The organism is Mesorhizobium sp. M0676 (genome assembly GCF_040320535.1).
GTDB lineage: Bacteria > Pseudomonadota > Alphaproteobacteria > Rhizobiales > Rhizobiaceae > Mesorhizobium.
In genome coordinates this window covers 68,178-80,057 of the sequence record NZ_JAMYPU010000017.1, presented here as the reverse complement: position 1 = coordinate 80,057, position 11,880 = coordinate 68,178, and the positions used below count along the sequence as shown (strand labels likewise).

Sequence of the window (11,880 nt, the reverse complement as noted above, 5' to 3'; positions counted from 1 at the left end):
CGTTGCGCTAGCACCTGGCGAGCGATTCGGACAGTTCGGCGCCCATGAATTTGAGGACGAACTGGTGCCAAGTGAAGTTGCGCGGAGATGCCAAACGATTTTGCGCGCTACAGCTTGAGCCGACGTCAACAGGCTGTCACCCGCCTGTCATGCCCCTGAGTTACCCGTTTGCGGCAAAGCAATGGGGAATCACTTTGCCATGACGGACGTCTCCTCGGATCTCGTTTTTCGCCGCGGCAAGGAAGTTGGAAAGGCCGTCTACCAGAACCGCCCGCTGTCGAAGGCCGGCATCTCGGAGCGGCTGTTCGCGCTGCTGTTTTCCGGCCTTGTCTATCCGCAGATCTGGGAAGACCCTGAAGTCGACATGGAGGCCATGCAGCTTGGCCAGGGCCACCGCGTCGTCACCATAGCGTCGGGCGGCTGCAACATCCTCGCCTACCTCACCCGCTCGCCTGAACGCGTCGATGCGGTCGACCTCAACGCCGCCCACATCGCCTTGAACCGGATGAAGCTGGAGGCGGTGCGGCATCTGCCCTCGCAGGGCGATCTGTTCCGTTTCTTCGGCGCCGCCGACACCAACCACAATTCGCAAGCCTATGACCGCTTCATCGCGCCGCATCTCGACCCGGTCAGCCGCCACTATTGGGAGCGTCGCAGCTGGCGCGGCCGCCGGCGCATCACCGTCTTCGACCGCAATTTCTACCAGACCGGCCTGCTCGGCCTGTTCATCGCCATGGGCCACCGCATCGCCAAATTCTTCGGCGTCGATCCCGCCGGTATCATGGCGTCGAAGAGCCTCGCCGACCAGCGCCGCTTCTTCAACGAAGAGCTGGCGCGGGTCTTCGACAAGAAGCTGTTGCGCTGGGCTACCTCGCGCAAGGCTTCGCTGTTCGGCCTCGGCATTCCGCCGGCGCAGTACGATTCGCTGATCACCTCGGGCGATGGTTCGATGGCCAGCGTGCTGAAGGCCCGGCTGGAAAAGCTCGCTTGCGATTTTCCGCTGAAGAACAACTACTTCGCTTGGCAAGCCTTCGCCCGTCGCTATCCCAATCCGGGTGAGGCCGCCCTGCCCGCCTATCTAGAAGAGGCCAACTACAAGGCGATCCGCAACAATGTCGATCGCGTCGGCATCCACCACGCCAATCTGATCGAATTTCTGGCCGGCAAGGACGCAAGCACCGTCGACCGTTTCGTCCTGCTCGACGCGCAGGACTGGATGACGGACGACCAGCTCAATGCCCTTTGGTCGGAGATCACCCGCACCGCCTCGGTCGGCGCCCGAGTCATCTTCCGTACCGCCGCCGAGCCCAGCCTGCTGCCGGGCCGCGTCGCGACCTCCCTGCTCGACCAGTGGACCTACGAGGACGAGGCCTCGCGCGACTGTTCGGCCCGCGACCGCTCTGCGATTTATGGCGGCTTCCACCTCTATGTGAAGCGCGCGGCATGAGCGCGAGCGGGCTGCCGGCCGACCATGCCGAACTGATGGACGGCGTCTACCGCTGGCAGCGCCACATCTACGACCTGACCCGCAAATACTATCTGCTTGGCCGCGACCAGATGATAGTCGGGCTGGATGTGCCGGCGAATGGCAGAGTGCTCGAACTCGGTTGCGGCACCGGCCGCAACATCGCGCTTGTAGCCCGCCACTATCCCGACGCCCGCCTCTACGGCCTGGACATCTCGGCCGAGATGCTGGAGACCGCCGGTAAGGCGATCGGCCGCGAAGGCCTGTCCGGCCGCGTCGTGCTGGCGCGCGGCGACGCCACCGATTTCGACGCCAAGACGCTGTTCGGCGTCGAGCGCTTGGACCGCATCTTCGTGTCCTATTCGCTGTCGATGATCCCCGGTTGGGAAAAGACGGTTTCAGCAGCCCTTGCGGCACTCGCGCCCGGCGGCTCGCTGCATGTCGTCGATTTCGGCCAGCAGGAAGGCTTGCCCAACTGGTTCCGGACATTGCTGCGCGGCTGGCTCAAGAAATTCCATGTCACGCCACGTGAATCATTGCGCGAAGTCTTGGAATCGGAATCTCGGCGAACCGGCGCAAGCTTCCGTTTCCGCACGCTTTACCGCGGCTATACCTGGCTGGCGGTCGTCAAGATCGCGCACTCTTACCTCCCCCTCGATGGGGGAGGTCGCGCCGAAGGCGCGGGTGGCCAGGCACCCCGCCCCGGCGCTACGCGCCGACCCTCCCCATCAAGGGGAGGGTAAAGGGAGCTAGCGCAGTGCCTTCATCAGCGCGCCGACCATCACCTGCGGCCGGTAGCCGAGCTTGGCCGGCGTCAACCCCAGCCGCACCACCACCAGTTGCTCCGACGGGATGATGGCGACCGTCTGGCCGTCATGGCCCTCCATCCAGTAGGTATCGTTGGGCAGGCCGGCGGCGACGCCGGCGCCGGGATTTCCTTCGTCCCCCGGGGCTTCGATCCAAAGTTGCCCCTTGCCGTAGACTTTCGAGGCCGGTGCCGGTTCGCGCATCCAGTCGACGAAACCGGCCGGCAGGATCTGGTTGCCGTTCCAGACGCCGCCCTGCAGCAGGAATTGGCCGAACCGCGCCCAGTCACGCCCCGTGGCATAGAGGTAGGATGAGCCGACAAAGGTACCCTCCTCGTCGGTTTCGAGCACCGCGCTTTGCATGCCGAGCGGCCCGAACAGCGCTGCCCTTGGCCACATCAGCGCCTTGTCCTTGTCGCCGATAGCATCCTGCCACAGCCGCGACAGCATCACCGCCGTGCCGCTCGAATAGGAAAAGACCTTGCCGACGTCGCCGGTCAGCGGCTTGGCCTCGGCGAAGCCCGCCATATCCGGTTCGAGGTAGAGCATGCGCGTCACATCGGCAACGTCGCCATAATCCTCGTTGAACTCGAGTCCGCTCGACATCGCCATCATATCGGCAAGGCTGATGGCGGCGCGGCCGTCCGCCTTCCATGAGCCGAACAGGCCCTGATTGGTCACCGCCATCTTGCCGTCCTTGACCAGCGTGCCGACGAGCGCGGCGTTGACTGTCTTGGTCATCGACCAGCCCAGCAGCGGCGTTTTCGCCGAAAAGCCGTCGCCATAACGCTCCGCAACAATGCGGCCATTTTTGACCACCACCACGGCGCGCATGCCGATGCCGGTCATCGCCGCACCGTCGAGGATCTTGTTGATTTCGGGATTTTGCGAGGCATCGACTCGATCTCCCTCGGGCCACAGATCGCCCTTGGTGGCCGCCGACGCCTCGGCAGAGATTGACGTGCGCCGTGCCTTGCCGACGTCGCCATCGGGAACCGAGGCGCAACCCAGGCCGGCGCGCGCAACGGCAACGCTCTTGCCGAGGAAGCCAAGCAGCCCGGCCGAGACGGTCCCCCTGTTCTTGTCGACCGACACCTTCATCAGCCTGAGCAGCGGATGGCCGGGCGCCTGCACGTCGATGGCCAGCACCTCATTGGGATCACGGCCGGCGATAAAAACATTCGAGCAGACAATCTTGGCGGAATAGCCGGAACCGACGCGGATCAGGTCGGGCGGAGCGACGTAGAGCCAGGCAAACAGCGCGGCTATCGCCAGCACGACCAGGCCGAGCAGCCATTTGATGATCTTCACGGCGATCCGCATCTTTCCGTCCCTGCTTTTCGGCTGCCCGTGGCTTGCGGCCCGATTTATGTCATCGATTTGCCGCCATTGCTTCCGCAAAATCGGTGTTCTTGTCGAGCGCCGTCAACCTGTTATCAACCATGATCGGCGATCACTGGTGCATGTCGCCCAAAAGTGCGCAGCGGTTTTGGAACAACGACATGCACGAAAATAGCGTATCAGGCGATGCTGTGGGGCGATCGCCTGAGGGGCACCTGCAACGACAACCCAACAGCGACCGGCTGATTCCGGCTCGGGAAATGCGATGCGCCGTTTCGCGGCCCTCATCACGTTGACGCTGCTGGCCGCCTGCTCGACCGCCGGCGATCTCGTGCCCTCGATGTCGCCATCCAGCAGCCCGACGGTTGCCGTGCGCGCACCGCGTTTCGAAGATTCCAAGCCGCATGAATGGGATAGCGGCGCGCCTTGGAACTATGCCGTTCACGGCACCGACGTCTCCAAATACCAGACCTCGGTCGACTGGCCGACGGCCAAGGCCAGCGGCATCTCCTTCGCCTTCATCAAGGCGACCGAGGGCGGCGACCGTTTCGACGAGTATTTCAACGAGCATTGGTCCCGCACCAAGGCCAATGGCATTCCGCGCGCGGCCTACCATTTCTTCTATTTCTGCACGCCGGCCGCCACCCAGGCGCGCTGGTTCATCCAGAACGTGCCCGTCGACCGCTCGGCCATGCCGCCGGTGCTCGACATGGAGTGGAACCCGCAATCGCCGACCTGCCGGCTGCGCCCGGATTCGGCGACGGTGCGGGCCGAAATGACCACCTTTCTCGAGATGATCGAGCGGCACTATGGCAAGAAGCCGATCATCTACACCTCGGTCGACTTCTTCGACGATAACGACCTTTCGACCTTCCGCGGCTATCCCTACTGGCTGCGCTCGGTGGCCGGCCACCCCCGCCAGAAGTACGGCAGCCACCCTTTCACCTTCTGGCAATACACCGGAACCGGTATCGTTCCCGGCATGACCGGCAAGTCCGATATCAACGTCTTCAACGGCACTGAGGCAGCCTGGAAAAAGTGGCTGCGGCAGAACACCCGTTGACACCGGCTCTGCCGCCTGCTTTTCGACGTCCCATGCGCACCTACCTGCAGCCACTGGGATATTTACGCCGGAAACAGTCGAAGAGCCGCCTGCGCTCCGGGCTGCTCGCGGCCCTGCTGCTCGGCGCTACGGCGATGCCGGCGGCGGCGCAGGAATGCGGCGGCGACTTCGAAACCTGGAAGCAAGGCGTGGCGGCGGAAGCCAAGGCAGCCGGTGTCGGCGCTGTCGGCCTTAACGCGCTGGAGGCCGCCACCATCGACGACAAGGTGCTCGCGCGTGACCGCGCCCAGGGCGTCTTCGCCCAGACCTTCATCCAGTTCTCCAACCGCATGATCTCGGCCTACCGGCTGAAGCAGGGCGCGGCCAATCTGAAGAAATACGCCGAAATCTTTGCGCGCGCCGACCAGCAGTTCGGTGTCCAGGCGCCGATCATCACCGCCTTCTGGGGGCTGGAGACCGATTTCGGCGCCGTGCAGGGCGATTTCCACACGCTGAGCGCCTTGGTGACGCTGTCGCATGACTGCCGCCGCCCGCAGCTGTTTCGGCCGCAACTGGTGCCGCTGTTGACGCTGATCGATCGCGGCGTCGTTCCGGCCGACGTCACCGGCGCCTGGGCCGGCGAGATCGGCCAGACGCAGATCCTGCCTTCCGATTATCTCGCGCGCGGAGTCGACGGCGACGGCGACGGCATCGTCGACCTCAGGCGCAGCGTACCCGACGTGATCATGACCACGGCCAACAAGGTGCTGTCGCGCGGCTGGAAACGCGACCAGCCCTGGATCGAGGAAGTGCGCGTGCCCGAGGACATGCCCTGGGAGCAGACCGGCCGCACCAACAAGTTGCCGCTGTCGCAATGGGCCGCCTGGGGCGTCACCAATCCCGATGGCACGCCGCTGATCGACAATGGCCTGAAGGCCGGCCTGGCGCTGCCGATGGGCCGCAAAGGTCCGGCCTTCCTCGCCTACGACAATTTCGACGTCTATCTCGAATGGAACCAGTCCTTCACCTACGCGCTGACCGCCGCCAACTTCGCCAGCCGGCTGGCCGGGGCAAAGCAGTTCGACCCGCGCAATCCCGAAACCGGTCTCAATGGCGATCAGATGAAGGAATTGCAGACCAAGCTCGAAGCCAGGGGCTATGACGTCGGCACCGTCGACGGCATTCTCGGCACCAACACCCGCGAAGCCATCCGCAAGGAACAGATGCGGCTCGGCATGCCGGTCGACGGCTGGCCGACGCCGGAGCTTTTGGGGAAACTGTAGCGCTCCTTGCCTTCTCCCCTTGTGGGGTGAGCAGCCGGTTTCGCGGAGCGAATTCACCGGCATGAAGGCTGGCGAACGCCGGGACGCTGCGAAGCAGCGGGGACCCGGCAGGTGGATCGGCCACCACCCCGGCCCTTCGCATAGCTCAGGGCGTCGAAGGCTCGAAAAGCCAAGCAATTGGCTTTTCGTCCGCTGAAGCGGAGAAGGAAGAAACCTAATCCGCCATCGTCTCCAAACTCGCGAATCCCTGCGGCGCATCGCCTTCATCGAAGGGTGTCGTCACCTCGACAAATGTGTCGGGATAAAAACCGTTGAAGCGGGTTCTTAGCGACAGCGAATAGGCGCCGATATGGCCGATCTCGATCCAGTCGCCGGTGTCGACGGTTTCCGGCAGCCAGAACGGCCGCGACAGGATGTCGACGGAATCGCAGGTCGCGCCGCAGACCTTGAACGGCACGATGTTCTTCTCCTCGCCATTGCGCGAGCGGATCGCCGGATCGGGGATGAAGCGGGCCGGCAGTGTGATCTTGCCGGTCCAAGAATCCGACAGCGACGCCCAGATGCCGTCATTGATGTAGAGCCGCTTGCCCTTGCGCAGCAGCACCCGCACGATCAGCGACAGGCAGCGCGCCACGATCACCCGGCCGGGCTCGGCCACCAACGGGATCTGGTCGAACTGGTATTCCCTCAGGTCGCCCGACAGCCGCGACATGATCTGGCCGAGCGACGGCATCTCGATCTGCTTGCGATTGGGGTCATGGCCGTACTCGGCGGGAAAGCCGCCGCCGACATCGAGGCCCGCAATGTCGAAGGTCAGCCGGTTGCGCACCCAATCGGCGGAGGCCAGCGCCCGTTCATAGGTGTCGGGATCCTCGATCTGGCTGCCGACATGGAAGCACAGGCCGACCTTGTAGCCGGTGCGGTTGAGCCGCTCGGCGAGTTCCACCGCATAGGCCGGCCCGGCGCCGAATTTCTTCGACAGTTCATAGGCCGCCGAACCCTTGGTCTGGATTCGCACGAACACGCTGATGGAGCCCGGATCGATGTCAAGCGCCCGCACCACCCGCGTCAGCTTGGTGATCTCGTCCTCATGGTCGAGCGAAATGACCCGGATGGCGTATTTTTCCAGCGCAAGCTTGATGTCCGACTGCGCCTTGACCGGATGCATGTAGAGCATCTCGGCGTCGGGTGAGACGGCGCGCACGGCGGCGAACTCGCCGGGCGAGGCCACATCGAAGGCGGTGACGCCGGCTTCGACCAGCGCCTTGAGCACGATCTGCTCGCCATTGGTCTTGACTGCGTAGGCGGTCTTGCCGGGAAACATGCCCATGAACTGTTTGGCATCCGCCTTCAGCACCTGCGGGCGAAAGCAGTAGACCGGATCGTCCGGCCGAAGCGCCAGCGCCGCCTCGCGGGCATTCTCGAATCGCTGCATGGACGAATCCCCTGACTTCTCGGCTGCGCACAATTAATCCAAGCTAGCGGCCAAAGAAAACAATTCTGTGTCTGGCGGGCACTGACCCAGCGGCGCATCCTCCTGGCAGCACTGTTGCCAGCAATCAGGTTTCGGGTGGCTCTTGTCGCCGGACCCGATATGCCTTCTGCCTGAGTGGCTGGCATTGATGCCGCGGGGAAGGACGTTCACGATGGCAATAGCCACGACAGCCGTGCAGCGCGGACCGATGACGCTGAGGGACTGGGGACAGCTTCTGCTGCTCGGCGCCATCTGGGGCGGCTCGTTCTTCTTTGCCCGCATCGCCGTTGCCGAAATGCACCCGCTGGTGCTGGTGCTGTTTCGCGTTGCCATTGCGGCCATTGCACTGCAGCTCTATCTCGGCATTCGCGGTCCGTCCTTCCGCCTCGCCTTCCCGCATGCCGGCCTGTTTTTCCTTTTGGCGCTCGCCAACAATGTCGTCCCGTTCTCGCTGATCTTTGCCGGCCAGACCGCGCTTGGCGCCGGCGTCGCCTCGGTGCTCAATGCGACGACGCCGTTCTGGACGCTGATCCTCGCCAACGCGCTGACAGCGGACGAAAAGCTCTCCTGGAACAAGCTTGCCGGCATCGGGCTCGGCATCGCCGGCACCGCTGTCATGATCGGCCCCGGCCTGCTGGCCGGGCTCGGCGGCCCGGTCTGGGCGAAATTCGCGCTGATCGGCGCCTCGCTGTCATACGCCGTCGCGCTGATGATTGCCCGCCGCTTCAAGGGCGTGCCCTCGCCGGTCATCGCCACCGGACAATTGACGGCGTCGACCATCATCATGATCCCGGTGGTGCTGCTCACCTATGGCCCGGCCGGCCTGTTCTCGGCCTCGCCGCCGGTCTGGACGGCGGTGCTGGCGCTGGCGCTGCTCTCCACCGCCTTCGCCTACATCCTCTATTTCAACGTCGTCGCCTCGGCCGGCGCCACCAACGCCTCGCTGGTCACGCTCATCGTCCCGGCCAGCGCCATCCTGCTCGGCCTCCTGTTCCTCGGCGAGCGGCTCGCTCTGTTTGAGTTCTGCGGCATGGCACTAATCGCGCTTGGCCTGGTGACGATCGACGGGCGGTTGTTTGGTCGGCGCTAATGCCTGTCGACCAAAAGTGCGCAGCGGTTTTGGGACAACGACGCGCTTTAGGTCTGGTAGCGCTGCCATGCCTCGCTTTCGCCACGGCGGCGTCACAATTTATTCACAGGCTGCCAGCGGCTTTTGCCGAAGAGTTTCAACGCTTAACGACAGGTGGCAGGTCGCAAATTCCACAATCGCGTCGCATTGCAGCATATTTTCCGCTTGCCTGTGGCACAAATGCCCCTAGACTCCACCCATAGCTCTTGAAGAGGAGACTATGACATGGGACTTACGAGGCCAATCAACGCATTGATGATCTGTGCTGCATTTGCCTTCATTGGCGCCCTTATCATAGGTGTTCTTCCGTAACCGCCGGAGCGGAAGAACAGCAGCAATAGCCCACAAATTCGAAAGGCCGGGTGTTTCGCCCGGCCTTTTGCATTTCAGATTTCATACCACGATGAAGCTCAGGCGACGGCGGATCCAGCTGCCTCTGTTTCGTGGGAGCGGATGCCGATCATATGGCAGATGGCAAACACCAGGTCGGCCCGGTTCATGGTGTAGAAATGGAAGTCGCTGACGCCGCGCTCGACGAGATCGAGCACCTGCTCGGCCGCCACGGCAGACGCCACGAGCGCATGCGTCTGCGGATCGTTGTGCAGCCCTTCGAAACGCTCGGCCAGCCATGCCGGCACCAGCGCGCCGCAGCGCGCCGAGAAATTGGCGACCTGGGTGAAATTGTGCACCGGCAGGATGCCGGGCACGATCGGGATGTAGATGCCGGCACGGCGCGCCTTCTCGACATAACGCTCGTAGAGATCGTTGTCGAAGAAGAACTGGGTGATCGCCCGCGTCGCGCCATTGTCGGCCTTGCGCTTCAGCATGTCGAAGTCGGTGGCGAAGTCGGGGCTTTCCGGATGCTTTTCGGGATAGGCCGAGACCGAGATGTCGAAATCGCCGGCGTCCTTCAGCGCTCCGACAAGTTCGGCGCCATTGGCATAGCCATCGGGATGCGGCCGGTAGGCCGTACCGACACCCGCCGCCGGATCGCCGCGCAACGCAACGAAGCGCTTCACGCCCATATCGGCGAATTCGCGGACCACGGCATCGACCTCATGGCGGGCGGCGTCGACGCAGGTCATGTGCGCCGCCGGCGTCAGCGCCGTCTCGTTCAGGATGCGCTTGACCGTGCGCGCCGTGCGCTCCCGCGTCGAGCCGCCGGCGCCATAGGTCACCGAGACGAATCTCGGCTTCAGCGGCTCCAGCCTGGTGACGGTGTCCCAGAGCCTGGCTTCCATCTCGTCGGTCTTCGGCGGGAAGAACTCGAAGGAGACGCGGACCTTGTCGCCAATGTCGGGACGGCGGGAAAAGCGGAACTGGTTCATCAGGCGATTTCCCCCATAGGGTACGCTTTGGTGGGTTGGGTGTCATTTGAAGGCTCGGCCATCAGCATGCGGCGGTCGCGGCCGAGCCACAGCTTGACGGTCAGCCTGGCTTCGTTGCCGCCGCGCGGCTCGAATTCCTGGGCATCCTCGAGATCGAGCCCGGCCTCGGCAAACCATTCGGAGATCTGGCGGTCGGAAAAGCCCAGCCTGACATGCGCATGCTGGTCGCGCAGGAATTCCAGCGCATGCGGCGCGAAGTCGACGATCACCAGCCGGCCCGCCGGACGCAGCAGCCGCGCCGCCTCGCGAATGGCGCGTGCCGGATCGTCGAGATAGTGCAGCACCTGATGGATGGTGACGAGGTCGAAGGCGTCGCGCTCGACCGGCGGCGCGAAAATGTCGCCTTGGCGGACCTGCGCATTGGCGATGCCTGCCTTGTCGAGATTGGCCCGCGCCACCGTCAGCATTTCCCGCGACATGTCGATGCCGACGCCGCGCCGGTAGAGCGGCGAAAATATTTCCAGCAGCCGCCCGGTGCCGGTGCCGAGATCGAGCATCGACTGGAACGGCCGCTTGCCGACCAGCTTGAGGAGTGCGGCTTCCACCGCGCGGTCCGGCACATGCAGCGAGCGGATGTGATCCCAGCTGGCGGCGTTCTCGGAGAAATACTCGGCGGCACGGTCCTGGCGCTTGCGCTTGACCGACGCCAGCCGCTCGAGATCGCGCTCGACCTGTGGATCGGCGCCGCGAATGCCAGAGACCAGCCCCATGACGAAGTCGCGCGCAGAATCCGTATCCGACAGCCGGAAGAAGGCCCAGGAGCCCTCCTGGTAGCGGCCGATCAACCCGGCCTCCAGCAGCAGCTTCAAATGCCGCGACACCCGCGGTTGCGACTGGCTGAGGATCTCGGTGAGGTCGGACACGGTGAGATCGCCGCGCGACAGCAGCGCCAGGATGCGGAGCCGGCTCGATTCGGCCGCAGCCTTCAACGTATCAACCATCGTATCGAGCGAAACATGCATTGGCGTATTCTCGTTGAAAAGATATAAACATATGTTTATGTCAGCTTTGGCGGCATAGCAAGGCCTATGTCGCTTCCTGACAAGAAAATGCCGCACACATGGTCCCCGCCTGAGAGAACCGCTTTTCCCTGACGATCGGCTGGAAACTTGTGCTAGGGCGAAAGCCATGTTCGAGACGCGCGACGGCGAAAAGCTCCTGCAGGCCGACCCGGCTGACATGCCGGCGGATGGCCATATCGTGTTTATCGGCCGCATCGCCTCGCCATGGACCACGCGCGAAAGCTGCCCGAAGAACATGCGCGCCGCCCGCGAGACCGGACAGGCGGCCACCGTTCTCATCGACCCACCCTATCGCGACGGTCTGCTTGCGCTGGAGCGGGCCAGCCACATCGTCATCCTGTCCTGGCTGCATTACGCGCCGCGGGCACTGATTGTCCAGAAACCCCGCCATGCGGCTGAACCGAAAGGGGTTTTCTCGCTGCGCTCCCCTGCCCGGCCGAACCCAGTCGGGCTGCATATCGCCAGGCTGATCGCCGTCGACATCGACCACGGCGGCATCGCCATCGACGCCATCGATGTGCTCGACGGCACCCCGGTGATCGACATCAAGCCCTATTTCGCCTCGACCGACGCCTTTCCCGAGGCGACCATTGCCGGGCGTGACGAAAAATGAGCGCGCCCACCGGCCGCCGCCGCGCCATCGCCAAGGCGCTGACCGCACTGCTGCCCCTGGCGCCCTATGCCGATATGGAGAAAATCCGCACCGAGGCCGGCGCCGTGCACATGAAGACGCTGCCGCCGGGCATCGCGGTCTGGCTGGCGACGATCGCCCATATCAGGCACGGCCATACCGACTATGAAAAGCTGCTGGCCGAGGGCTATGACCGCGACTCGGCGCGGTTCTTCGTCATCGAGCAAACAAACATGGTGCTGACCCGTTGGCGCGCCACGCGCCTGCTCGATGCAGAGGACGAAGAGGAATAACTTCAG

Annotated in this window: 11 protein-coding genes; 7 read left to right on the top strand and 4 right to left on the bottom strand. The window is 63.9% G+C overall.

What is annotated here, in order from left to right; translation table 11 throughout:
• Positions 1 to 199 precede the first annotated feature (199 nt).
• Both NKI35_RS19640 and NKI35_RS19635 read left to right on the top strand, forming a co-directional pair.
• Entirely contained in the window at positions 200 to 1,447 is a 1,248-nt protein-coding gene (locus tag NKI35_RS19640) for a BtaA family protein (RefSeq protein ID WP_023817943.1), read from the top strand.
• The gene (locus NKI35_RS19635; protein WP_023817942.1) at positions 1,444 to 2,208 is read left to right on the top strand and encodes a class I SAM-dependent methyltransferase; all 765 of its coding nucleotides are present in this window, start codon (positions 1,444 to 1,446) and stop codon (positions 2,206 to 2,208) included. Before NKI35_RS19640 ends, NKI35_RS19635 begins: the two co-directional genes overlap by 4 nt.
• A gap of 6 nt (positions 2,209 to 2,214) precedes the next feature.
• On the opposite strand, the gene NKI35_RS19630 is transcribed toward NKI35_RS19635, so the two are convergent.
• Positions 2,215 to 3,594 carry a serine hydrolase domain-containing protein gene (locus NKI35_RS19630; protein WP_023817941.1) on the bottom strand — a complete coding sequence of 460 codons (1,380 nt, stop codon included), beginning with the start codon at positions 3,592 to 3,594 and terminating at the stop codon, positions 2,215 to 2,217.
• A 283-nt stretch (positions 3,595 to 3,877) separates the two neighbouring features.
• Between NKI35_RS19630 and NKI35_RS19625 the strand changes: the two genes are divergently transcribed.
• Together NKI35_RS19625 and NKI35_RS19620 are read left to right on the top strand one after the other, a co-directional pair.
• Positions 3,878 to 4,675 carry a glycoside hydrolase family 25 protein gene (locus tag NKI35_RS19625; protein WP_023668254.1) on the top strand — a complete coding sequence of 266 codons (798 nt, stop codon included), beginning with the start codon at positions 3,878 to 3,880 and terminating at the stop codon, positions 4,673 to 4,675.
• A 32-nt stretch (positions 4,676 to 4,707) separates the two neighbouring features.
• Positions 4,708 to 5,937 (top strand): lytic murein transglycosylase, encoded by a 1,230-nt coding sequence (locus NKI35_RS19620; protein WP_352741276.1) that lies wholly within the window; start codon positions 4,708 to 4,710, stop codon positions 5,935 to 5,937.
• Positions 5,938 to 6,151: 214 nt separating this feature from the next.
• Here NKI35_RS19620 and NKI35_RS19615 read toward each other — a convergent pair whose 3' ends face one another.
• The gene (locus NKI35_RS19615) at positions 6,152 to 7,372 is read right to left on the bottom strand and encodes an alanine racemase (RefSeq protein WP_023668250.1); all 1,221 of its coding nucleotides are present in this window, start codon (positions 7,370 to 7,372) and stop codon (positions 6,152 to 6,154) included.
• A 211-nt stretch (positions 7,373 to 7,583) separates the two neighbouring features.
• Here NKI35_RS19615 and NKI35_RS19610 point away from each other — a divergent pair, with 211 nt between their 5' ends.
• Entirely contained in the window at positions 7,584 to 8,501 is a 918-nt protein-coding gene (locus NKI35_RS19610; protein ID WP_023733081.1) for a DMT family transporter, read from the top strand.
• A gap of 449 nt (positions 8,502 to 8,950) precedes the next feature.
• Here NKI35_RS19610 and metF read toward each other — a convergent pair whose 3' ends face one another.
• Both metF and NKI35_RS19600 read right to left on the bottom strand, forming a co-directional pair.
• Entirely contained in the window at positions 8,951 to 9,868 is a 918-nt protein-coding gene (gene metF / locus NKI35_RS19605) for a methylenetetrahydrofolate reductase [NAD(P)H] (protein WP_352741275.1), read from the bottom strand.
• Positions 9,868 to 10,890: an ArsR/SmtB family transcription factor gene (locus tag NKI35_RS19600; RefSeq protein ID WP_023688015.1), complete on the bottom strand. Its 1,023-nt coding sequence runs from the start codon at positions 10,888 to 10,890 to the stop codon at positions 9,868 to 9,870. Before NKI35_RS19600 ends, metF begins: the two co-directional genes overlap by 1 nt.
• A gap of 166 nt (positions 10,891 to 11,056) precedes the next feature.
• Between NKI35_RS19600 and tsaA the strand changes: the two genes are divergently transcribed.
• Both tsaA and NKI35_RS19590 read left to right on the top strand, forming a co-directional pair.
• Positions 11,057 to 11,563: a tRNA (N6-threonylcarbamoyladenosine(37)-N6)-methyltransferase TrmO gene (gene tsaA / locus NKI35_RS19595; protein ID WP_352515163.1), complete on the top strand. Its 507-nt coding sequence runs from the start codon at positions 11,057 to 11,059 to the stop codon at positions 11,561 to 11,563.
• Positions 11,560 to 11,874, top strand: coding sequence for a DUF2293 domain-containing protein (locus NKI35_RS19590; RefSeq protein WP_023668245.1), 315 nt, complete (start codon positions 11,560 to 11,562; stop codon positions 11,872 to 11,874). Before tsaA ends, NKI35_RS19590 begins: the two co-directional genes overlap by 4 nt.
• The last annotated feature ends 6 nt before the right edge of the window (positions 11,875 to 11,880 follow it).